Below are 22,898 nucleotides of genomic sequence, written 5' to 3' on the forward strand. Positions count from 1 at the left end.
CCCCGAAAAACTACAGGGAGTGAAGATCATGTCAGAACGTTTGAATACAGAACAGCTAAGCATCGGGTACTCGGAAGCCACTATAGTTAAGGGACTGAACCTGACGCTTCCAACAGGGAAAATTACGGCGCTTGTCGGGGCTAACGGCTCCGGAAAGTCGACGATTCTAAAGACGATGGCCCGGATCATGAAGCCGAAGAGCGGCAGTGTAATGCTGGACGGCAAATCCATTCATAACCTCTCCACCAAAGAAGTGGCCCGTCAGTTAGCGATTTTGCCACAGAACCCAACAGCACCAGACGGACTTACTGTAGCTGAATTGGTAAGTTACGGTCGTTATCCCCATCAGAAGGGCTTCGGTACATTAACACCGGAAGACCGCCAAATTATCTCTAATGCGATCGCTGAGACGGGGATGTCGGACTTCCATGACCGCCCGATTGATCGTCTCTCCGGGGGACAACGTCAGCGTGCTTGGATTGCTATGGCATTGGCGCAAGAGACGGATATTCTGTTCTTGGATGAACCTACAACGTTCCTTGATATGGCACATCAACTGGAAGTGCTGCAATTGCTGCAAAAGCTGAATGAAGAGAAGGGCCGTACCATCATCATGGTAGTCCATGACTTGAACCATGCTTCCCGTTACGCGCAGCATATGGTGGCGATCAAGTCCGGCACAGTGATTAGTGAAGGTGCACCTGCCGAGGTAATGACCACACCGGTCTTGCGTGAAGTATTCGGAATCGAGTGCGATATCGTGCCTGATCCGCGCACGGGCGTGCCGCTGTGCCTCCCATATGAACTTGCAGCTTACAAAGCTGTTGGACTGTAGCAAGCCATCAAGGGAAATTGGTTATATCGTCATAAAATTATCCATAATATCAATATATGTATAGAAGAACAGGCTCCCGTCATTGACAAGGGAGCCTGTTCGTTGTTAAAGTTGTGGTTGCCTGATCATCTACCCTATATTCTTAGGTAGTGATAAGTTTGGCATATTGTATTGCAGAAGCATGAATCTCTTCATCCGTGATGGTCATTGCGCCACTGAGAATGAAGTAAGGCTGCAGTTTTGTGCCAATGAGATTGGAAGTAGCTTCAATAGGTCTAAGCAGCTCTTCCAGACTGAATTTGTTATAGCCGGTTGGGGTATACGCTTCCTTAGGACCGCCGGTGGACAATGCAATCTGCAATTCCTTGCCATGCAGCTTGTTGCCGTTCTCGCCATAAGCCCAGCCGTAGGTAAGCACGGAATCGAACCATTTTTTCAAAAGTGGCGGTGTGCTGTACCAATAAAAGGGATATTGAAGCACGATACGGTCATGCTGTTCCACCAGCTTCTGTTCACGCTCTACATCGATAACCTCTGAAGGGTAAGTCTCATAAAGATTGTGTACGGTAACATCAGTATTGGCCTTGAGGTATTCCTGCCAGTATTTATTGATCTTGGATTGTTCAAGGTTGGGGTGCGCGACGATAACTAAAGTTGACATGAGTTAACTTCCTTTCCATAATGAAAATAAATTTTTAATGTTTAACCTGTAATCATTATAGTTACAAGTTTGTGTCCCGTCAAGCGGGTTTATTTCTATTCCATCAAAGGGGTATGCAATATGAATATCAGCAAAGTTCAGGACGATCTGCAAGCCATTGTCACAGCAGGCGTCGTTAAAAGTCATGAAGAATTAAAGGACCGGGTATTCACCAAAATGGGGGGACGGGCAGATATTCTGGCAGCTCCCGCTACTTATGAAGAAATTCAGAAAATTGTTACATATGCGAGTGAACAGCGTATTCCGCTGACGGTACTTGGCAATGGCTCTAATGTCATTATCCGCGACGGAGGAGTACGCGGTATTGTGCTACAAACCTCAGACCTGACGGGCATGGAAGTGCGGGATGGACTGTTGTATGCAGAGTGTGGCGCCAAAATCATTGATGTATCGCGTTATGCGCTGGATCAGGAATTGGCGGGCCTGGAATTTGCTTGTGGTATCCCTGGTACAGTAGGGGGCGCTCTTTACATGAACGCAGGAGCCTACGGTGGTGAGGTCAAGGATGTACTCCACAGCGCCGTTGTCTTGAACAAGGCTGGCGAACTAATAACGCTTCAAGGTGACCAAATGCAATGGGGATACCGGAAGAGCATTTTCTCCAGCGGTGAATACGTTGTTCTGGAGGCACGGTTTGCTCTTAAGCCGGGGGAAGCTGCAGCCATCAAGTCCGTTATGGATGAATTGACGTTTCTCCGGGAATCGAAGCAGCCACTGGAATACCCGTCTTGTGGTAGTGTTTTCAAGCGTCCTCCAGGACGGTTTGCCGGCCAGTTAATTCAGGAAAGCGGACTCCAGGGAACCCGTATCGGCGGTGCCGAGGTGTCCCGTAAACACGCTGGATTTATCGTAAATGCAGATCATGCCACGGCTAGCGACTATATCGGTCTGATTCAACATGTCAGAGAAACCGTGATGGATAAATTTGGCGTAGAGCTGGAAACCGAAGTGGAGATCATCGGTGAAGAGTAGTAGATATGGACTGGCAAGAGGCTGCGGGCTTTTATCCGCAGCCTCTTTAGTCATCTTTTCATAACAAACGGTGTTATCCTGTTACAGATCACATGGGTATTACGAAGCCTGAGGTATCATTCTTTAGACAAAGTGTAATGGGCACGGTCTGTCTTCACCTCTGCAGCCTCTGCATCGGAACGATTCAGCCGCAGCCCGCTGACTGCAATTTCGTAGTTCGCCTGGGGCAAGCGCACCAATTCGCCATCTCTGTTCAGCGTGCTTCCCGAACCTCTAAGAATTAGCGCACTATCCAGATAATCATCAATGACATCATCCGCATCACGGTAATCGACGCCTTCCAGCTTGAAATGAATGGTGTCCGTATCCGAAAGCTCTTGCTTCTCAATTAGAATCGTCTGGTTCACCTGTGTATTCAGCCAATCCGAGAGCTGTTGTACCTGCTGTTCCATAACCTGATCCCATCCTTTAGAAGATGATCTATAGGCTATAAGTTACCCTGTTCGCCAAAAATGAATCCGTCATTTTTGCGGTGGAAAATAAATTTATCACATTTATAATTAATATTATTAATCATTATTTTTACACTTGTCATCCCGCATACCCCATGGTATAGTTCAAGACGCACGATATCAGTTAAAGAAGAAGTCTGCGTCATTGTGCGCAGGAGAGGTTCGCAAACTCCCTCTATAAAAAACTAAGACCCTTAAGGGACGTCAGATGCCATAGCGAATGATGTTCCGCGTATAAACGGGATAACTCTGTCCATGGGTCAGAACTCGTTTATTCTTAGTAGAGCCAAGTTTTCGAAATCTCGTTCTTCTTTCCAATTCCGGCGCAGGCCGAAGGAAAAGAGAGGGATTTTTTGTCATGTCTGAAGGAAGATTGAAAGATGAAATGAAGGAAGTTACACTGCTGGGCAATCAGGGAACGCAATACCATTTTGGCTATGCGCCAGAGGTGCTGGAATCGTTCGATAACAAGCATCCGGGACGCGATTATTTCGTCAAGTTCAATTGCCCGGAATTCACCAGTCTGTGCCCCGTTACGGGCCAGCCGGATTTTGCAACACTGTACATCTCGTACATCCCGGAGCAAAGAATGGTGGAATCCAAATCGCTGAAGCTGTATTTGTTCAGTTTCCGCAATCATGGGGATTTCCATGAGGACTGCGTCAATATCATTATGAATGATCTCATCAGCCTAATGGACCCGCGTTATATTGAAGTATGGGGGAAATTCACCCCGCGGGGCGGCATTTCGATTGACCCTTATTGCAACTGGGGACGTCCGGGAACGAAGTATGAGGCAATGGCAGAACACCGTCTCATGAATCATGACCTTTACCCGGAAAAAGTGGATAACCGCTAACCCTATTTTGTAAAAAAGGAGATTTCGAAGATGAATAAAAAAGCATTGGTCGTCTTTAGCGGCGGCCAGGACAGCACGACCTGTCTGATCTGGGCGCTTCAACACTATGATGAGGTCCAAGTGGTCACGTTCAATTATAATCAGCGGCATGCCGCTGAGATTGAAGTAGCACAGCAGATTGCCGCCGATTTTAAAGTAAAGCAACATATTCTTGATCTGGGACTGCTGAATCAGCTGGCACCCAACGCATTAACACGGGAAGATATCGCTATTGAAGAAGGAGCAGAGAATGAGCTCCCAAGTACTTTTGTGGATGGGCGTAATCTGTTGTTCCTGTCGTTTGCGGCAATTCTTGCCAAGCAGCTTGGCTACCACCATATTGTAACAGGGGTCTGTCAGACTGATTTCAGCGGATATCCGGACTGCCGTGATGTGTTCGTGAAATCGCTGAATGTGACGCTGAATCTGTCGATGGACTACGAATTCGTGATTCATACGCCGCTGATGTGGCTGGATAAAAAAGAAACCTGGAAAATGGCCGACGATCTGGGCCACTTTGATTATATTCGTGAGCGCACGCTGACCTGTTACAACGGGATCATTGGGAGTGGCTGCGGGACTTGTCCCGCGTGCCTCTTGCGCAGCCGTGGGCTGACGCAGTACGAAGGGGAGCGAAAGAAGGGTGACTCATGCTGAACGAGGTTTCGGTATGCAAAATCTTCACCTTTGACGCTGCCCACCAGCTTATCGGTCATAAGGGGAAATGCAGCAATCTTCACGGCCATACCTACAAGCTGGAGGTTGTGCTGAAAGGTGTTCCTTCCGTGCAGGAGGGGCATTCTGACGAAGGCTTCGTCGTTGATTTTAGCGACATCAAGGCGAGGGTGCAGGAGGTACTGATTGATCGTCTGGATCATGCTTTTCTCGCTACAGGCAATGAACCTGTACTTGAGTCGCTGTACAGCTCTGGCTCTAAGGTTGCACAACTCTCATTCCGCACGACAGCCGAGAATTTGTCATCCTACGCGGCCTATGAGTTGAAGAAAGCAGGGCTGCCGTTGTACTCTGTGAAGCTCTGGGAAACACCAACGTCATGGGCGGAAGTATTGGCGGAAGATATTCCGATAGAAGGTCCGTCTTACCGCCTTTATGGGGGGTGTGACTGTGAGTAAGCTGCCGGTCATCGAGATCTTTGGCCCTACCATTCAGGGCGAGGGTGCAGTTATTGGGGTGAAAACGATGTTCGTACGCACTTACGGTTGTGATTACCGCTGTAGCTGGTGTGACTCGGCTTTTACCTGGGATGGGTCAGCTAAAGACAAGCTCCGCCTGCTGGAACCGGAAACGATTGTAGAAGAGCTGATGGCTCTGGCTGACGGCAATTTTGACAGTGTAACGATTTCTGGGGGCAACCCGGCGTTGATCGGTGAGGGGATGAAGCATTTCATCGATCTTCTTCATAGAAAAGGCATTCAGATCGCTATCGAAACCCAAGGGAGCCGCTGGCAGGATTGGTTCTATGATGTGGATGTCCTAACCATCAGTCCGAAGCCGCCAAGCTCGGGGATGAAGACCGATTGGGAAGTACTGGACCATATTCTGCGGAACATGAGGGAGCATGGACGCGCGACACATAATCTGAAGGTCGTGGTCTTTGGAGAGGAAGATTTGGAGTATGCCAAATCGGTTCATCGGCGGTATGAGGATGTACAGCTCTTCTTGCAGCCGGGTAACGACGATGTTAAGGAGGCTGGCGACATCTCGGGAAGGCTGCTAAGGCGCCTGGAATGGCTGTTCAACAAGGTGATCGCCGATCCTGCATTGAACCGGGTGCGGGTATTGCCACAATTACATGCCTTAATTTGGCATAATAAACAAGGCAAGTAATAGATTCATTGAAGTGAGGTCCGGTTTCTTCCGTGTGGAGGGGCCGGTCTTTTTTACATAAGACGAATAAAAGAAATTAAAACAAAAAGTGAGAAGGAACGAAGGGGGAAGTTTGGAACTGTAGGAGCGGTAGCGACCGCCTAAAAGCTTTCCGCAGGAAAGCTCGCGTCGGAAGCCTAAGCTGTCTTCGGATTTCAACCGCAAACAGCGGTACAATGGAAAGAAATCTGGAGACAACAGCGGCCGGAAGTCCAAACATTCCACCGTAGTGACGACCGAGCCTTACGTTAGGATCTTAAGTTCGTCTTATGTAGAAAAGAAGATTTTACAATTTTTTATGGATAAGGCATTGCATTTTCCTTAATACCGAGTATAATACTTGGTATACAGAGAGTAAGGAGTCGGTACACATGTCAGTCGATGATTATCTGGATCTTTTAAATTACGCCAAAGCGATTAACGATGGACAGTGGCAGGCTGACATCATTGAGCGATTGAAGAACCTTCCCGCAGCTTCCGCTCAGAAGCAAAGAGAAGAAAGTGTCCGGGAATTGTGGGTACAATTTGACGATGTGAATGCAGTATTGGTGGAGTTGTTCAACAAGCTGCGTGAGAATGAACCTACAGAGGATCAGAATTCGCTGAAAGAGAAGATCTGGGAGCTAAAGCTGGAACGGATTAGATTAGCGAAGCGGATTCAGAGTAAATATATCGGTATTAGATAGCAGAGGAAGAGATACGAGAGTAATAGGTGAACATAAAAAAATGGCATGCAGTTGTCTGCTCTGCCAAGACTTGATGGTCTTCTTGTAAAGTGAATTTTGGGGATTCACTTGATTAAGAAAAATAAATCAGACAATGGAATTACTTAGACATTTGCATTCCTTCACGCATCATGGTCATGCACATTGTCATCATTTCATCGCAGTCTTGCATTTTCTTCATCATCATGTCCATATCCATGTCCATCATGTTCATTTCAGACATCTTCTCCATGCACATCTTCATGGTGTTCATCTTAGCCATCATGTCCTCCATACACATGCTCATCATCATTTCCATACACATTTTTTCCATTTTAATTCCGCCTCTCAATTTGGTTTACTTGCCTACTTAAAATTACTATATTTTACTAGATAATTCAATAGCAAATTGTGAAGATTTCTAGCTTATTCCAGCATTAAACTGGGAAAAGTAAAAGACAGCTCTTTAAAAGGAGCTGTCTTTTTGCATGTGTTAAGATAAAAATGATTTTTTTCTAATCCTTCTGATACAAAAAATAGCTGTTAGTCGTCTTACTTATAGCTGCAGCGGATAAGGAGGTATAAACAAAATGAATATTCCGGAATCAGAAATATTTCAAAATATATTTTATGAACACTATCCCATTGTAAGACGTAAATTGGTGGCGCTGATCAGAGATGAAGCGGCTGCGGACGATTTGGCACAGGATGTGTTCCTGAGGCTGTACCGCAATCCACCGGATGATCCTGCAGCCCTTGGCGCATGGCTCCATAGGGTGCTTACTCGGATCGGATATGACTACATGACCAAGAAGGCCAGGGAACGCCGATTACAGGACAAGCAAGAATTGTTCTTAGGCAGTGAACCTGCACCCCCGACGGGTGAAGACGCAGTGCTTCGTAAGCTGGACCAGGAGGATGTACGGGAATGGCTGGATGAACTGCCGGAACGTGACCGGCAGGTACTGCTCCTGAAATACTCGGGCTACAGTTATGCAGAAATCGCCGGTGAGCTAGGGGTGAAGGCACCCGTAGTTGGTACGTTGCTTAACCGGGCTACGACAAGATTGAGGAAGACGGCAACCAAATCCCAGCCACAAATCGATTAAAGAAATCTTTTAAATTAAAGGAGGGTGAAACCGATGACGAAACTTCCCCTGAACAACGATAGAGAGAAACAAGCAACGGATGAGGCATGGGCCAGATTGCAAGCCACCCTTGCTGGAGAGGCAATAAATCCCCGCTGGAATGAATGGGGACTGACTTCAGAGAAAGAAGAAGGGGGTCCTGTAATAAGCATGAAGTCTGAAATAACGGTTGGAGAAATGCCGCAAGAGGAGAGGGCCACGTATTCGGATAGCTCTACTCACAATAATGTGCCATTACGCCGCTGGAAAATGACCCGTCGCAGCAAATGGGCGGCGGCAGTAGCCGGCGTGGCTGCTCTTGCTGTAGTATTAGCGACCCCTGTCGGCAACACGGCCATGGCCTCGCTCCTGAACCAGTTCCGCATGGAGACAGTTACAGCTGTCAATGAGGATGACTTGCGTAATATGTTCTACCAGCTCACCGACAGAGATAACATCCATGAAGCTGTCAATGATTTTGGATCATTCCAGAGCACGCCTGGCATGGTTTCGGGAGACATGTCCCCGGCGCAAATACAGGAGTCCTTAGGTTATTCTCCCTTGAGCGCTGCACTCCGGAATAACCATGGACAGCTGTTTGTTTCATCTTCGCAGGAGATTAAGCTTAGTCTGAATGTTGAAAAAACAAACGAAGTCATGAAACGATTAGGAGCGGTAAAGCTGCTGCCTGAATCGGTGGACGGTAAGCCAATTACGCTGCATATCCCTGAGATTGTAAATTACAATCTTGCAGAGAATAAAAATGATTGGGCAAGCTTGCAGCAGATGAAGACACCAATATTGACGGTAGATCCTTCTATTAAAGTAGAGGAAGCGCTGGAGGCCGTGCTCAACTTCCCGCTACTCCCTGAAAGCCTAAAGAGCAGTCTGCAGCAAACAGGAATCTTGTCAGGTGAAATTCCGATGCCGGTATTTGTTAACGACAGTAGCGAACAAGTTCAGGTAGCTGGTGTAACGGTTATGCTGCAAACGACCGATATGGGCAAGGATTATAAGAATTACAGTGCCGTTTGGGTGAAGGACGGGCAGTTGTTCAACTTTAATGGAGGGAACACATTCAATAGTAAAGAGAAATTGATGGCTAAACTGCAGGAGTTGATCCAATCATGAGTGTTGCCGCGATCGAAACCCAGGGACTTAGCAAAACGTATGACAACGGTCGTGGCTGCCAAAATGTCACAATCACTGTAGGGAAAGGGGAAGCCTTCGGCTTCCTCGGCCCCAACGGGGCGGGCAAGAGCACCTTTGTCAAAATGCTCGTGGGGCTGATTTCACCGACGAGCGGTAGCGCCTCTCTAATGGGACACAGAATCGGTACAATGGAAGCCAAGTCACTGATCGGGTATTTGCCGGAATTGTACCGTTATCAGGAGTGGCTGACTGGACAAGAAGTGGTCAAGCTGCATGCCCGGCTCAGCCGAGTAGAGTCCTCTTCCATAGAGCGGAGAGTTCGTGAGGTTCTGGAAGAAGTCGGGATTGGTATCCGAAGCCGGGACAAGGTCAAGCATTATTCCAAGGGGATGCAGCAGCGGCTGGGATTAGCGTGTGCGCTAGTGGCTGACCCCGCAATTGTCTTTTTGGACGAGCCTTCCTCGGCCATGGACCCAATTGGACGCAGCGAAGTGCGCATTATCCTGAAGAAGCTCAAGAATCAGGGGAAGACTATATTTCTCAACTCCCACCTGCTGGAGGATGTTGAAATGCTGTGTGACCGAATGGCGCTGCTGAATAACGGCGTTATTCTGCGGCACGGCAGTGTATCCGAGGTGCTTCATAAGCGAATGAGCTGGCTTTTTAAAGTTGGCGGTTATTCGCCTTTTTTGCTGTCTTGGCTGGAAGAGAGAACCGGACTTGTCATCAAAGTGGCCATCGACGTGAAGAGAGACGCAAACGCCTTTTCACCAGCACAAGCAGAAGACAGCAGTGTGGTCTGGCTGGAAGCAGAGCTAGATAGTGAGGAGCAGGTAGGCTGGTTAAATTCGCTGATTATGGAGCAGGGGATGACCTTATATGAAGTTTCACGTAAAAAAGAACGTCTGGAAGAATGGTTCGTGAACGCCCTGTCGGGGCTGAACCATCGGGGTGAGCGATAATGGGCATCATTATGGGGATGACATGGAAAGAAATGCTGCGTAAGCGAGTCATGGTATTAACGTTGCTAATGACCCTCATCTTTTTGTTGGCTTTTTGGTTTGTGGCATCCAGCTTAGGTAAACATGGGATTCCCGAGGGGAGATGGGGAATGGGCAATTCGGAATTGCTGATCGCCAAATTTACCAATGGTACAATTATATTGACGCTAGGATTTTTCTTCGGCTCATTTGTGCTAGCATTTCTGGCCATTTTCAGTTCGTTTTCTGCTATAGCCGGAGAAGCGGAGCAAGGGGTGCTGCAAGCGTTGTTGCCTCGGCCGCTCCCGCGCTGGAAATGGTATCTGGGTCGCTGGCTGGGGTTTATTACGCTGGGTCTGGGTTATGCCCTACTCTTGTATGTTGCCATTATGCTGATCACGAAATTTCATGCTGCAATACCAATGGACCCTACCGCGTGGATCCTGTCGTTTCTATTGTTTGCATCAGCAGTTCCCATGCTGGTGACGGTATCTATGTTGGGATCGGGCTGGTTCTCAGCTTTGGGGAATGGTGTATTTATGACCATGCTATACGGGGCGGGCTGGCTAGGGGGAATGATTGAGAAGCTGTCGACCTCGATTGGTCTGGAGCCTGAAATTATGAATTCGCTGAAAAATATGACCGGAGTCATTTCACTGCTCATGCCGGTAGACGGAATGCAGCGTAAGATGCTATCCGAGCTATTCAATTTGAAAGAACTGGGTGGTGTGGTTTCGCTGCAAACCGCTGCCTTCGGAATCAACAGTTTTGCCAATGTTCCATCAGGCACTTTCGTTATGTATGGAGCCGGATATACCATAGTCGCATTTCTGCTGGGTCTGTGGATATTTGGGCGCAAGGATCTGTGAGCGCACGCAATACGCAGGAAATCCTTCCAATAACAAAAGCAGCCCTTTTTGGCTTCCGCATAGATGGGAAGTCAGAAAGGGCGCTTTTGCTTGCCGCGGGGAATCAAATCTTTACACCAAGCTCAATCCAGTCTGAAGACCAATTGCTGATTTCCCCAAGGATCGGGGCTAGCGCATGACCTTTGTCCGTAAGCGAATACTCGATTCGTACCGGCATCTCCGGATAGACTTTGCGTTCGATAATTCCCTCATTCTCCATTTCCTTCAGACGGTCGGACAAGACTTTACCGCTGAGGTTCGAAAGACAGCTCTCAATTTCGCCAAATCGACGAGGGCCTGGGATGAGTACGAAAGCAATCAGGGCCACCCACCGTTTGCTCAATAGATCAACGGCTTTCTCGAAGCGCGGACACATGTCGAAATCATTCATTGGCATCACCTCTGCATTCATTATATCACAAACTTACATTAAGTAATTATAAATATTAAAATATATATTATAACTTGACGAAGTTATATTACAATGATAAACTAACTTACAAATAGTTACTTGTTTAGCGCAGCCTAATTGCAGCAATATTCTGTTTAACAAACATAACCTATAAATGAACTCAAGGAAGGTGTACTCATGATTAAACCTGATATCATTTCTATTCTGCAAAAAAAAATTAAGAAGATTACAATGGATGAGTCCACCAATATATTGGTAGGCCCGATTACTCTGCCAGTCAATCTGGACGGGGAGACGGTGACTTTTAAATGGTATAACTGGTTGAAAGTTACCGATGAAGAACTGCTTCAAGAAGACAGTCCGGAAGCTACAGCAGCCCTGATTAAACGTTTATCATCTCTGAATCTTGCCGAAGGTCAACAGTCGAGCGTACTGGTCTACGGCGACTTTGAAGGTTCTGAGGATGCGCTGATCCGTATGCACAGCATCTGCCATACCGGGGATATCTTTGGTAGCAAGCGTTGCGATTGCGGCTTCCAGTTGCATCAATCCATGAAAATGATCGTAGAGCATGGCTCAGGCGCCTTGTTCTATCTCGCCAATCATGAAGGAAGAGGCATTGGCCTGTTCAGCAAGGCGATGGCTTATATTTTACAGGAAGAAGGATACGATACGGTAGAGGCTAATCTGGAGCTGGGCTTTGCAGATGATTCCCGGAACTACTCCGATGCGATCAGCGTGCTGCAGCACCTGCGCCACAAACCAGTCACTTTGATTACCAACAACCCTAGAAAGCTGGATGCATTGAAGACAGCGGGAATGAATGTTGTGAAAAGAGTACCGCTTTGGGGCGATGTTTCCTCCTTCAATGAGAAGTATCTGCGTACCAAGGTTACCCGTTCAGGTCACCTAAACGATGATACTAATGGCGAGCTACGCGACAATATTAGAATCGTTTAATAATTGTATCTTTTAAGCGGCTTCCACACACAAACTGGAAGCCGCTTATTTTGGCTAGTGCTTTTCCGCGTTGTGCATTATAATATTAATCTGTTCATTCAACTCTTAGCTTAGCGAGGTATAATATGGCTGCCATTCAAGTGCAGGACTTAAGAAAGACATTTAAAGTCCAGAAAAACCGCGAGGGCCTCAAAGGGGCCTTCGCTGATTTGTTTAAAAGGGAATACACCGAAGTCACTGCGGTCAAGGACATCTCTTTCACGATTCCCGAAGGAGAAATCTGCGGGTACATCGGAGAGAATGGAGCCGGGAAATCGACAACCATCAAGATGCTGACCGGCATTCTTGTGCCGACCTCCGGCGTACTTTCGGTTGGTGGTTATGTGCCGTATGAAGAACGGGAGAAGTTCGTTCGTAATATCGGCGTTGTATTCGGACAGCGCAGCCAGCTATGGTGGGATATCGGCGTTATTGAATCCTTTCAGCTGCTGCGCAAGGTATATCGTGTATCGGAAGCTGACTTCAAGAAGCGGCTGGACGAGCTGGTGGAACGGCTTGCGCTCCAAGAACTGTTGAATCGTCCGGTGCGCAAGCTCAGCCTGGGTCAACGGATGCGCTGCGAGCTTGTGGCGGCGCTGCTGCATAATCCTTCGATCTTGTTCCTCGACGAGCCAACAATCGGACTGGATATTGTAGTGAAATCGGAAATTCGCGACTTCCTCAAGGATATGAACCGTGAGCATGGCACGACCATTCTCCTCACAACACATGACTTGCAGGATATTGAAGCACTATGCTCACGTGTCATTATGCTTGATGACGGAAGGATCATTTATGACGGAGGACTGGAAGAGCTGAAGCAGCGCTGGGGGACCGGCCGGGAAGTGCTCTTCCAATTCGGAACGGCCACCAAGCTTGGACAGCTTAACCATTGGACGGACGGCATGCCGGTGACCTGGTCTGCGGAGAATGACCTGAATGCCAAAGCATGGATTCCGCTGGACTTGAACGTATCTGATGTGCTGGGCCGCGTGGTCGGACAGGCTGACATCACGGATATTAAGATCATCGAGACGAACACGGACGATATCGTACGCAGCATCTACCAATCTGGCTCTGCCGAGAAACCGGAAGAAGCGCGGGCCGAGCAGGACGGGAAAGAGGTTGTACATGTCTAAAATGCTCGGTGTGGCATCTTCATCTCCGGGTGGTTCCACCCGCAGGCCTGACTCCGGGGGCAACAGCCGCAAGCTGCTGCTCGGTGCCTATTTCGATTTCATTCGCATTCGTTTTCTAACGATGCTGGCTTACCGGGTGAATTACTACTCAGGGATCCTAATCTATACACTGAATATTGGGGTCAACTATTTTACCTGGAAAGCAATCTACGGCGACGGACAGGCACTTGGCGGCTTTACGGCTGCTCAGATGACCACCTATGTTGCGGTTTCCTGGATGGCGCGTGCGTTTTACTTTAACAATCTGGATAGGGAAATCTCGACAGATATACGGGATGGTAGTATCGCAATCCAATTCATACGGCCTTATAACTATATACTGGTCAAAATGATGCAGGGACTCGGAGAGGGACTCTTCCGGTTTATGCTGTTCATGATCCCAGGTATGGCCATTGCCATGCTGCTGTTCCCGGTAAATCTGCCGACTGCCCCGTCTGCTTGGATCGGATTCTTGGTCATGCTGTTCTTTAGCTTCCTGATCAACTCACAGATCAACATAATCACCGGTCTCTTGGCCTTCTTCGTGGAAAATAATGAGGGCATGATGCGGATGAAACGTGTTGTCGTCGATCTGTTCTCGGGTCTTATCGTACCAATCAGCCTCTTTCCGGGCTGGATGTCCTCCGTGCTTGAGGTGTTGCCGTTTCAGGCAATCACGTACCTGCCGGGTTCCGTGTTCACGGGACGGGTACAGGGCGTTGGAATATGGAATGTGCTAGGAATTCAGGTTCTCTGGTTCCTGCTGCTGCTCATTCCGATTGTCTGGCTATACCATGCGGCGCGGAAGCGTCTGTTCGTGCAGGGAGGTTGAGGAAGTTTGTATTACTTTGGATTAGTCATAGAGTATCTTAAAAATTATATGAAGACCCGGCTGACCTACCGTGCCGACTTTTGGGTAGAGGTCATTTCGGATTTGTTGTTTCAGGCAACGAACTTTATTTTCATTCTTGTTATATTCATGCATACCAACAGCCTTGGCGGCTGGAATCAGAACGAAGTGGTGTTCGTCTACGGCTTCTTTATGGTGCCTTTCGGCGTGTTCAGTTGTTTTGTGAACATGTGGGGCTTCAGTGAGCGTTATATCGTTAAGGGTGAGATGGACCGTATTCTGACGCGTCCGGCGCATAACCTGTTCCAGATTTTTCTGGAAAATATAGATCCGCCGGCACTCGTGGGCTCCTTCATCGGTCTCATCATCATGGGGATCAGCGGGTCCAATCTTGCCCTTCCGTTTGAGTGGTGGACGATACCGGTGCTGATCCTCTTTACACTAAGCGCGGTAGCGATCTATACAGGCATCTATACGGCTTTGACTTCGTTATCATTCTACTCGGATGCACCGACCGGGATTCTCCCGCTGATGTACAACATTCAGTCGTATGGTCGCTATCCGGTGACGATCTATAACCGGGCAATTCAGGTGCTGCTCACCTGGATTATCCCGTTTGCGTTTGTGGGTATCTACCCAGCGGCGCTTTTCCTGCAGCGTGACGAAATGAAGAATATGGCGTTATTGACGCCTGTTGTTGGCCTGGTATTCCTGGGCATCGGACTGATGGCTTGGAACTATGGGGTAAGACGTTATAAAGGTGCAGGCTCGTAAAAAAGCAGCCGATTCTTATCGAAAAGAGCTCGCTAAAGGGAAATTTGCAGAGGAAACGAATTTGAAAGTTGAAATTTAACGACATGCATGTTAAAATTACCCTAATTATTGATGACAGGGGTTGAAAGGAATATGTAGAATTCTTGCGAAGCGATAAAACAAAAAAAGCGATGATTTTTCGCATGTTTTATTTGTGATGCAAGAAAGTTACGTATTCTTTTCACTCAAACAATATCTCCTTATCTATGCCCTCAAGGGGTTAGATTTGTTGTGTTTATTTGAGCTACGAGAAAGTAACTTTCTTGTAGCTCTTATTTTTTTACACAAGGAGATGGTTGTATGTCATTGATTAATGTTATGAACCTCACGTTTGCCCATGAGGGCAGCTACGATAATATATTTGAGAATGTAAGCTTTCAGCTCGATAGTGATTGGAAGTTAGGATTTACGGGCAGGAACGGCAGAGGGAAGACGACCTTTATGAACCTTTTGCTCGGTAAATACGAATATAGCGGTCAGATTTCTGCTAAGGTCAGCTTTGATTATTTTCCGTTCCACGTTGAGCACAAGGAGTACCATACGATAGATGTCGTAGAGGAAATTTACCCGGATTATCAGCATTGGGAGTTGATGCGTGAGCTTACATTGCTGGAGGTATCTGAGGATGTGTTATACAGACCCTTTGATTCCTTATCAAACGGGGAACAAACCAAGGTGTTGCTGGCTGCTTTATTCCTCAAAGAGGATAGCTTCCTGCTCATCGATGAGCCAACCAACCATTTAGACATGAAGGCAAGGCGGCTCGTTAGCGACTATCTGAACAGCAAAAGCGGATTTATCCTCGTGTCGCACGACCGGTCCTTTCTGGATCACTGCGTGGATCACATTCTCTCAATCAACAAGACCAACATCGAGATTCAAAAAGGAAATTTCTCGGATTGGTGGGAGAACAAACAGCGTCAGGATCAATCAGAGCTGGCTGAGAACGAGCATCTGCGGAAAGATATCCGGCGTTTGTCGGAAGCGGCTAAACGAACTAGTGACTGGTCGGATAAAGTGGAAAAATCGAAAAATGGTACCCGCAATTCCGGCTCCAAGTTAGACAAAGGATACGTAGGCCATAAGGCGGCCAAAATGATGAAACGCTCTAAAGGTATTGAGCAAAGACAGCAGACGTCCATTGACGACCGTTCCAAGCTGCTCAAAAATATTGAAAGCTCCGAAAATCTGAAGATCTCACAGCTGGCTTATCACAAAAACCAGCTTGCCGAGCTGATTGGAGTCTCGATCCAATATGGGGAGAAGACGGTGTGTGAGGATGTCAGTTTCACCATTGAGCAGGGCGAACGGATCGCGCTTTCAGGGAAGAACGGTTCCGGTAAATCGAGCATTATCAAATTGATTTGCGGGGAGGAGCTTAGTTATACCGGTACTTTTAGAAAAGGAAGCCAGCTTAAGATCTCCTATGTATCCCAGGATACCTCACATCTAGAGGGTAATTTGACAGATTACGCGAGGCGGAATGACATAGATGAGAGCCTGTTCAAAGCGATTCTTAGAAAATTGGATTTCTCCAGAGTGCAATTCGAAAAGAACATTGAGGATTACAGCGGCGGACAAAAGAAAAAAGTGCTGATTGCCAAAAGTCTATGTGAGAAGGTCCATCTGCATATTTGGGACGAGCCGCTTAATTTTATTGATGTGATTTCCCGGATGCAGATTGAAGAGCTGCTGAATGAATACGCACCGACGATTCTTTTTGTAGAGCATGATAGTGAGTTCTGCAACAATATTGCCACTAAAGTAATTGAACTGTGATAAGATGCAAAAGGGAATGAGCTTAAAGCCGCGAATATCGCGGCTTTTTTTCGTGCGGTGATGTACATTTTCACGGAAATCAGGTGAGCAGATTCTTTGGATTATACAATTTAAATTGTTAATCAACAAAATATACATTCTTTTTCAAGTTAATAATACTCCTTATACTTTGTATGTAATCCCAACAAATACAGTGTAAGGGGGCAAAAAGATGATCACAGGAAGCAACACATCATCCAAAGTAGATTTAAGCACGATTAAACGTGGACCGATCATTACGGCTCTGATCATCGGTGCTTTTGTAGCGATTTTGAATGAGACGCTAATCGGCATCGCTTTTCCGGATTTAATGAAGCAGTTCAATGTAGAAACCTCGACCATACAATGGCTGTCAACGGTCTATATGTTGGTTATTGGCATTTTGGTGCCCGTAACGGCATTGCTGCAGCAATGGTTTAGCACGCGCCAGATGTTCTTATCTGCCATGATGCTTTTTCTGGTCGGCACTATAATCTGCGGATTCTCTGGTTCCTTTGAGCTTCTCCTCATTGGGCGAATTGTACAGGCTGCGGGTACAGGACTCTTAATTCCGGTGATGATGAATACGATCCTGATTATTTATCCGCCGGATAACCGGGGAGCGGCTATGGGGATGATTGGGCTCGTGCTTATGTTCGGTCCAGCTATCGGTCCCACTTTATCCGGACTCATTATTGACTCTTTGTCTTGGCATTGGTTATTTTTCCTGGTCATTCCGCTAGTTGTGGTATCGCTTGTTTTTGGCTTTATTTATTTGAAGAATGTATCGGATATAACTAAACCAAAGGTGGATTTCCTGTCTATTCTGCTATCCACCATAGGCTTTGGCGGGATTGTATATGGCTTTAGCAAGGCAGGGGAGGTCTCATGGTCGGAGCATGAGGTGATCTGGACCATAGCCGCAGGTGGGGTGTCCATCTTGCTGTTCGTCTGGCGTCAACTGGTCGTCAAAGAGCCGATGATGGACATGCGGGTATTCAAATATCCGATGTTCGCACTAACGACTGTGCTCATGCTTGTGATGACGATGACCTTATTTTCGACGACGATCATATTACCGCTATACATGCAAAAAGCATTGCTAATGACAGCATTCGCCGCTGGGTTGACACTCATGCCAGGCGGTATTGTCAACGGGATTATGTCGCCGATCTCCGGCAAGCTCTTTGATAAATTTGGCCCTAAAGTGCTTATCGTACCAGGTCTCATCATCACGGCAATTTCACTCTTTCTCATTACAGGCATGGATTTAGAGACGTCCAAAGGAACATTAATCACGCTGCATGTCATTCTGATGATTGGTATTTCCATGATTATGATGCCGGCGCAGACGACAGGACTGAATCAGCTGCCAAGAAATTTATATCCGCACGGAACCGCTATTATGAATACACTGCAGCAGGTATCAGGTGCCGTCGGGACAGCGCTGTTCATCAGTATTTTCTCAAATGGAACCAAGCGGTATTTGGAGTCGTCCGCCAATCCAACAGGACTTGAGGAAGCCACTAAGGGATTGGTATCAGGTATGCAGGGCGCATTTCAGGTTGCTTTTTACATCTGTCTCGTTGCACTCGTGCTAGGTCTTTTTGTTAAACGGACGAAGGCGCCGGAAGAGAGTGCATCCAATGGATAAGAAGCAGCGCCTAAGAAAAATGATTGCGGCATAAATAAGAAAGAATCCCTGCCATTCGTGGAATCGGCGGGATTCTTTTTTGTTTGCTTTTCTATGATCAGCATTCAAGGAATAAAGCTTCTTACGACTTCTGCGAAATGTTCTACCTGTGCCGTCTCGTTGCTGTGGAGCCAACAAATCGCGAGCTGAATGTTAAACATCGACTCCGCCATTGGAACATAAGTAATATCATTTTCAAACAGTCTACTCATACAACCCAGCACCAGAGCAGTACCCACACCAGCGGCTACTAACCCAATAACGGCCTGATCACTGGCAGCTTCCTGTACTATATTCGGACTGAAGCCGGTCTGACGGCAGAAGAGGACGAAAATATCGAACAACACGGGTGAATCGTTCCGGTTCAGCATAACAAAGGGCTCTTTTTCTAAATCGGCCAGGGAAAGCTCTTTTTTCGTGGCTAAGGGATGATGCTTCGGCAGGGCAAAGACAATGGACTCTGTTGAAAATGGAAGCCAATTCATACTCAGCTCGCTATGTTTATCGTTAAGATACACAGAAAAACCGACATCAATTTCGCCTTGAAGAAGCTTTTCCTCCAATTGGTGAGAGGGCAGCTCCTGCATAACAATCTCAACCTCGGGATAACGTTCCCGGTACAGCCGAACGGCGCTTGGTAAAATGCTGTAGAGCATAATGCCAAAATAACCGATCGTAAGCCGGCCTCTGCGGCCATGCTCTGCCCGTACGGCTTCGTCAATTCCCCGCTGCAAATGCTTGAAGACAAGATGAACCTGCTCAAGCAGCGCTTCCCCAGACTGTGTCAGCTCGACCTTGCGTGTAGTGCGCTTGAATAGTTGAACGCCAAGCTCACTTTCCAACTGTGCGATTTGATGGCTGACGGACTGCTGAGAAGCATGCAATCGTTCGGCAGCACGCCCAAAATGCAATTGATTGGCTACCTCGACAAAGTATTTAAGCTGCTGAAGCTCCATAATATGATCTCCTTGTGTGCTGGTTCTGTACGCTTATTATGGAATTATACTGTTTTACTTGTTAATCGACAAATTATCCGCTCTATGTCCAGTCAATGGTTATCACTATACTTTGTCTATGCATCAAGCAATAACAAAAAAACCTGAGGTGATAACATGAGAAAACTAGAGAATAAGGTAGCGATTATTACGGGCGGGGCGTCAGGCGTAGGGAATGGAATTGCCAAAGCTTTTGTAAAAGAAGGGGCAAAGGTTGTAATCGTGGACTACAACGAAGAGACTGGTAATCAAGCCATTGAGGATCTGAAGCTGCTTGGGCCGGAGTCTATTTTCATTCATGCCGATCTGGCAGATTTCAGTACACATTCGAGAATTGTCAGTCGGACGATCGATGTCTTTGGACAGCTGGATATCCTGGTTAACAATGCCCAAGCTTCGCGCGTGAAGCCTTTCATGGAGATCACTCCAGCTGACCTGGAGCTGCCGTTCAAAACCGGATTCTTCCCCACGTTCTTTCTTATGCAGCAAGCTTTTCCTTATTTAAAGGAAACTCAAGGGCACATCATTAACTTTGCTTCCGGAGCGGGAATTAATGGAGACTTGAACCAAGCTGCCTATGCCGCCTCCAAAGAAGCTGTTCGGGGATTGTCCCGTGTCGTAGCCAATGAATTTGGACCACACGGCATCAAAGTCAACGTGATCTGTCCATTTGCTAATTCTCCAGGTGTTCAACAGTGGGCGCAGCATATGCCGGAGCATTTTGAAGAAACGTTATCCAAGATTCCGATGCGAAGAGTAGGAGATGTAGAGGACGATATCGGACGCGCTGTTGTTTTCTTTGCCAGCGATGATTCCAATTATATTACGGGTCAGACGTTGATGGTGGACGGCGGGGGGTGTCGCTTGTAAATTGAATTGAAAATGTAATGCCTAAAAAGTGTTCATGAACCTTGGCTAAATAGCTGGGTTTTTGAACACTTTTATCGTGAAGAGACTATGAGAAACCTCCTTTCCCATGCTAATGATTCCTATAGAATAGGACATATATTGGATGAAATAGGCTATTTTACAATGCGGGAGGGGTAGTATGAACAGTAAAGTGACAAAGAATAGATTCTATGATGATCTTCAGGATGCCAACAGATTCACTGAACTTGAAGAGATGTTGTTGGGCGAATCCAATTTGCCGGGACCACGTGCGAATCTGGAGATCGCTGCTACGTTTGCGAATGCTTTTGAATCTAGTGTGGTCACTAGCGACGCTTGGACCCTTATCTTGAAGTGGGTAAACATCACTGCTACGGATGCGCCTACCAATAATCCCTGTGAATATCTACCTTTCTGTGCGCTGCAGGCGATGGGGGCCTATTACTATTATGCAGAGCTTTCTAGAAAGCAGATCATCCTCGAAAAATGCCAAGCGGCTATGAATGATGTCAGATGGCGAATGCGCGAAGCGGCAGCTATGGCACTCCAACGGATCGGAGAAAAAGAATTCAATGTCATCCAATCTCTGTTTGATTCCATCGGTCTCCAGGCCAATCCGCTGGAGAAACGTGCCTTTGTTGCGACATTGGCCCATCCGCCTCTTCTGAAAGAATCCTCCCACGTACTGTATGCCTTAAAATTATCCGAACAAATTCTAGATGAGATTACTGCCGGCCAAATGAACCATAACACAGAAGATTATCGGGTATTATCCAAAGGATTGGAGTATGCGGTCAGCCTGTTTGTAGAGCGGGCCCCCGAAGCTGGTTTCGCGCTGTTGGCCAAATTTGCTGGGTCAGAGGACAAACGAATACAAAAGATTGTAAAATCCAATCTCGGCAAAGCAAGACTTGCTAAAAAATTCAGCCAGGAAGTGGAGCGTATTGGGCGGTTGCTGAATGCATAACTCTTTGTGTATCCCCGAGCATCGTCAGACAACTAGTCACTTGCATATTAAAAAAGCGGGTTGGTTATATTAACAAAAATTAGTTGTCCAAAAAAAGGAATGAGTCTGAAATGGCCTCCAACTTACCACCAGCAGACGTTAATACCCACAATTACACCTTTAGCAGAGATTTGAATGAGAATCTCCAGCAATTTCTGGCTATTTTTGATAAGTGTGCGGATATTCAATATCGTCCATTTGAGATTAATGTTGGGCAAAAAGGGTCACTTATTTACTTGAGCGGAATGGTCGACACCAAATCCATTGATTTGGACATCATGAGACAGTTCATGGAGTCCAGTATTACAGGGGATGTCGTCAAGCTAACGGATGATATCAAGCATACGATTCAGTCTAAGCTGAGCTTCATTTCTCAAGTAAGCTGGGCGAATGATTTTCAAGAAGCGGTTGGATATATTTTATCTGGCGATTTGGCGTTACTGATGGACGGGTGGAATCAGGTTCTAATTATGAATGCAAAAGGCTGGGAGAAAAGAGCGATCGAAGAACCCGCTACCGAAGCGGTGATTCGGGGTCCCAGGGAAGGTTTTCAAGAAGATCTGAGTACAAATATCAGCCTCATTCGCAGAAGACTAAAGACCGTACAGCTTAAAATGGAGATGGTTGTGCTCGGTCAGTTGTCCAATACGAATATAGCCATTACTTATCTGGAAGGCGTGGCGAAGGATGACTTAATTGCTGAAGTGAAAAAAAGGGTGGGCAGTATTCGCATCAATGCAATTCTGGAAAGCGGGTATATTGAAGAGCTGATTGAGGATAATTCGTTATCGCCCTTTCCCCAAGTGGTGATTACCGAACGACCGGATCGGGTAGTCGGCAACCTGCTCGAAGGGAAGGTAGGGATACTGATTGACAATACGCCGTTTGCAATCATTGTACCCGGAACATTTTTTCAATTGCTGCAATCGCCCGAGGATTATTATCAGAGGTATCTCGTTTCTACGTTTATTCGTTTTTTGCGTCTGCTGGCCGTTGCTTCCTCACTACTTTTGCCCTCGCTTTATATTGCCTTGACGACCTATCATCACGAAATGATACCGACTATGCTATTGGTCAGTATAGCTTCTTCCCGGGAAACCGTGCCCTTCCCCGCATTTGTGGAAGCTTTGCTGATGGAAGTTTCATTCGAGGGCTTGCGGGAGGCGGGGGTGCGTCTTCCGAGGCCAGTCGGACAAGCCGTAAGTATCGTTGGAGCTTTGGTCATTGGACAGGCTGCTGTAGCGGCCGGTATTGTATCTTCACCACTGGTTATTATTGTGTCCATGACCGGTATTGCTTCTTTTATTTTTCCAAGCTTTCAATTAGGGCTCTCCTTCCGCCTGCTTCGTTTCCCTATGATGATTGCGGCAGCAACACTGGGGCTCTATGGAATTTTGATGCTGCTTTTGATGCTCCTGCTTCATATGTTGAATCTCCAGTCTTTCGGTCATCCTTACATGGCTCCTCTGGCACCTCTGCGCTTCCGCGGCATTAAAGATGTCATTGTTCGTGCCAACCGGCTCCGAAGATTTAAAAATTCGTCTCGTACAAGCGAATAATAAACTCGCACA

At 47.0% G+C, this 22,898-nt stretch carries 25 protein-coding genes and 1 riboswitch; of the genes, 20 read left to right on the top strand and 5 right to left on the bottom strand.

Annotated features, from left to right (window positions below):
• Positions 1-28: 28 nt before the first annotated feature.
• On the top strand, positions 29-835 hold the full coding sequence (locus tag ACFVU8_RS04270) for an ABC transporter ATP-binding protein (protein ID WP_379463990.1): 807 nt from the start codon (positions 29-31) through the stop codon (positions 833-835).
• A 142-nt stretch (positions 836-977) separates the two neighbouring features.
• Here the strand turns inward: ACFVU8_RS04270 and ACFVU8_RS04275 are convergent, their stop codons facing one another.
• Complete coding sequence (locus ACFVU8_RS04275; protein WP_175370162.1) at positions 978-1,496, bottom strand: NAD(P)H-dependent oxidoreductase; 519 nt, start codon at positions 1,494-1,496, stop codon at positions 978-980.
• 120 nt (positions 1,497-1,616) lie between these two features.
• Between ACFVU8_RS04275 and murB the strand changes: the two genes are divergently transcribed.
• A complete protein-coding gene (murB, locus tag ACFVU8_RS04280) occupies positions 1,617-2,528 on the top strand; it encodes a UDP-N-acetylmuramate dehydrogenase (RefSeq protein ID WP_387425950.1) in 912 nt (303 codons plus the stop codon).
• A gap of 116 nt (positions 2,529-2,644) precedes the next feature.
• On the opposite strand, the gene ymzB is transcribed toward murB, so the two are convergent.
• On the bottom strand, positions 2,645-2,980 hold the full coding sequence (gene ymzB / locus ACFVU8_RS04285) for a protein YmzB (RefSeq protein WP_379463984.1): 336 nt from the start codon (positions 2,978-2,980) through the stop codon (positions 2,645-2,647).
• A 211-nt stretch (positions 2,981-3,191) separates the two neighbouring features.
• Positions 3,192-3,235, top strand: a riboswitch (PreQ1 riboswitch).
• Between the two features lie 163 nt (positions 3,236-3,398).
• On the opposite strand from ymzB, the gene queF reads away from it, so the two are divergent.
• The 5 genes from queF to ACFVU8_RS04310 all read left to right on the top strand — a co-directional run bounded on the left by queF (position 3,399) and on the right by ACFVU8_RS04310 (position 6,511).
• Positions 3,399-3,899 (top strand): preQ(1) synthase, encoded by a 501-nt coding sequence (gene queF, locus ACFVU8_RS04290; protein WP_379463982.1) that lies wholly within the window; start codon positions 3,399-3,401, stop codon positions 3,897-3,899.
• 30 nt (positions 3,900-3,929) lie between these two features.
• Entirely contained in the window at positions 3,930-4,595 is a 666-nt protein-coding gene (gene queC, locus ACFVU8_RS04295; RefSeq protein WP_175370158.1) for a 7-cyano-7-deazaguanine synthase QueC, read from the top strand.
• Positions 4,589-5,071, top strand: coding sequence for a 6-pyruvoyl trahydropterin synthase family protein (locus tag ACFVU8_RS04300; RefSeq protein WP_379463978.1), 483 nt, complete (start codon positions 4,589-4,591; stop codon positions 5,069-5,071). Before queC ends, ACFVU8_RS04300 begins: the two co-directional genes overlap by 7 nt.
• Positions 5,064-5,786: a 7-carboxy-7-deazaguanine synthase QueE gene (gene queE, locus ACFVU8_RS04305; RefSeq protein WP_387425951.1), complete on the top strand. Its 723-nt coding sequence runs from the start codon at positions 5,064-5,066 to the stop codon at positions 5,784-5,786. The genes ACFVU8_RS04300 and queE overlap by 8 nt, the downstream gene beginning before the upstream one ends.
• Positions 5,787-6,196: 410 nt before the next feature.
• Positions 6,197-6,511: a hypothetical protein gene (locus ACFVU8_RS04310; RefSeq protein WP_175370155.1), complete on the top strand. Its 315-nt coding sequence runs from the start codon at positions 6,197-6,199 to the stop codon at positions 6,509-6,511.
• A 139-nt stretch (positions 6,512-6,650) separates the two neighbouring features.
• Here the strand turns inward: ACFVU8_RS04310 and ACFVU8_RS04315 are convergent, their stop codons facing one another.
• On the bottom strand, positions 6,651-6,863 hold the full coding sequence (locus ACFVU8_RS04315; RefSeq protein WP_175370154.1) for a hypothetical protein: 213 nt from the start codon (positions 6,861-6,863) through the stop codon (positions 6,651-6,653).
• 256 nt (positions 6,864-7,119) lie between these two features.
• Between ACFVU8_RS04315 and ACFVU8_RS04320 the strand changes: the two genes are divergently transcribed.
• The 4 genes from ACFVU8_RS04320 to ACFVU8_RS04335 are packed head-to-tail and all read left to right on the top strand — an operon-like array spanning position 7,120 to position 10,657.
• Positions 7,120-7,638 carry a sigma-70 family RNA polymerase sigma factor gene (locus ACFVU8_RS04320; protein ID WP_387425952.1) on the top strand — a complete coding sequence of 173 codons (519 nt, stop codon included), beginning with the start codon at positions 7,120-7,122 and terminating at the stop codon, positions 7,636-7,638.
• A gap of 33 nt (positions 7,639-7,671) precedes the next feature.
• A complete protein-coding gene (locus ACFVU8_RS04325) occupies positions 7,672-8,787 on the top strand; it encodes a hypothetical protein (protein WP_387425953.1) in 1,116 nt (371 codons plus the stop codon).
• Complete coding sequence (locus ACFVU8_RS04330) at positions 8,784-9,770, top strand: ABC transporter ATP-binding protein (RefSeq protein WP_387425954.1); 987 nt, start codon at positions 8,784-8,786, stop codon at positions 9,768-9,770. The genes ACFVU8_RS04325 and ACFVU8_RS04330 overlap by 4 nt, the downstream gene beginning before the upstream one ends.
• On the top strand, positions 9,770-10,657 hold the full coding sequence (locus ACFVU8_RS04335) for an ABC transporter permease subunit (RefSeq protein WP_387425955.1): 888 nt from the start codon (positions 9,770-9,772) through the stop codon (positions 10,655-10,657). The genes ACFVU8_RS04330 and ACFVU8_RS04335 overlap by 1 nt, the downstream gene beginning before the upstream one ends.
• Before the next feature lie 103 nt (positions 10,658-10,760).
• Here the strand turns inward: ACFVU8_RS04335 and catR are convergent, their stop codons facing one another.
• A complete protein-coding gene (catR, locus tag ACFVU8_RS04340; protein WP_175370149.1) occupies positions 10,761-11,087 on the bottom strand; it encodes a catDE operon transcriptional regulator CatR in 327 nt (108 codons plus the stop codon).
• A gap of 198 nt (positions 11,088-11,285) precedes the next feature.
• Here catR and ACFVU8_RS04345 point away from each other — a divergent pair, with 198 nt between their 5' ends.
• From ACFVU8_RS04345 to ACFVU8_RS04370, 6 genes are all read left to right on the top strand, one after another.
• Positions 11,286-12,068 carry a GTP cyclohydrolase II gene (locus tag ACFVU8_RS04345; protein WP_379463965.1) on the top strand — a complete coding sequence of 261 codons (783 nt, stop codon included), beginning with the start codon at positions 11,286-11,288 and terminating at the stop codon, positions 12,066-12,068.
• 125 nt (positions 12,069-12,193) lie between these two features.
• Entirely contained in the window at positions 12,194-13,246 is a 1,053-nt protein-coding gene (locus ACFVU8_RS04350; RefSeq protein WP_379463963.1) for an ABC transporter ATP-binding protein, read from the top strand.
• 76 nt (positions 13,247-13,322) lie between these two features.
• On the top strand, positions 13,323-14,117 hold the full coding sequence (locus ACFVU8_RS04355) for an ABC transporter permease (protein WP_379464721.1): 795 nt from the start codon (positions 13,323-13,325) through the stop codon (positions 14,115-14,117).
• A gap of 48 nt (positions 14,118-14,165) precedes the next feature.
• Positions 14,166-14,909, top strand: coding sequence for an ABC transporter permease (locus ACFVU8_RS04360; RefSeq protein ID WP_387427197.1), 744 nt, complete (start codon positions 14,166-14,168; stop codon positions 14,907-14,909).
• Between the two features lie 339 nt (positions 14,910-15,248).
• Positions 15,249-16,727: an Lsa family ABC-F type ribosomal protection protein gene (locus ACFVU8_RS04365; RefSeq protein ID WP_387425956.1), complete on the top strand. Its 1,479-nt coding sequence runs from the start codon at positions 15,249-15,251 to the stop codon at positions 16,725-16,727.
• 211 nt (positions 16,728-16,938) lie between these two features.
• The gene (locus ACFVU8_RS04370; RefSeq protein WP_387425957.1) at positions 16,939-18,399 is read left to right on the top strand and encodes a DHA2 family efflux MFS transporter permease subunit; all 1,461 of its coding nucleotides are present in this window, start codon (positions 16,939-16,941) and stop codon (positions 18,397-18,399) included.
• Positions 18,400-18,503: 104 nt separating this feature from the next.
• Here ACFVU8_RS04370 and ACFVU8_RS04375 read toward each other — a convergent pair whose 3' ends face one another.
• Positions 18,504-19,394: a LysR family transcriptional regulator gene (locus ACFVU8_RS04375; RefSeq protein ID WP_387425958.1), complete on the bottom strand. Its 891-nt coding sequence runs from the start codon at positions 19,392-19,394 to the stop codon at positions 18,504-18,506.
• A gap of 156 nt (positions 19,395-19,550) precedes the next feature.
• On the opposite strand from ACFVU8_RS04375, the gene ACFVU8_RS04380 reads away from it, so the two are divergent.
• The 3 genes from ACFVU8_RS04380 to ACFVU8_RS04390 all read left to right on the top strand — a co-directional run bounded on the left by ACFVU8_RS04380 (position 19,551) and on the right by ACFVU8_RS04390 (position 22,886).
• A complete protein-coding gene (locus tag ACFVU8_RS04380; RefSeq protein WP_387425959.1) occupies positions 19,551-20,303 on the top strand; it encodes an SDR family NAD(P)-dependent oxidoreductase in 753 nt (250 codons plus the stop codon).
• A gap of 178 nt (positions 20,304-20,481) precedes the next feature.
• Entirely contained in the window at positions 20,482-21,288 is an 807-nt protein-coding gene (locus ACFVU8_RS04385; RefSeq protein ID WP_387425960.1) for a hypothetical protein, read from the top strand.
• A gap of 110 nt (positions 21,289-21,398) precedes the next feature.
• Positions 21,399-22,886, top strand: a complete 1,488-nt coding sequence (locus ACFVU8_RS04390) for a spore germination protein (RefSeq protein ID WP_387425961.1) — start codon at positions 21,399-21,401, stop codon at positions 22,884-22,886.
• The last annotated feature ends 12 nt before the right edge of the window (positions 22,887-22,898 follow it).

Origin of the sequence: Paenibacillus sp. NPDC058177 (assembly GCF_042883835.1) — a bacterium.
GTDB lineage: Bacteria > Bacillota > Bacilli > Paenibacillales > Paenibacillaceae > Paenibacillus_AQ > Paenibacillus_AQ agri.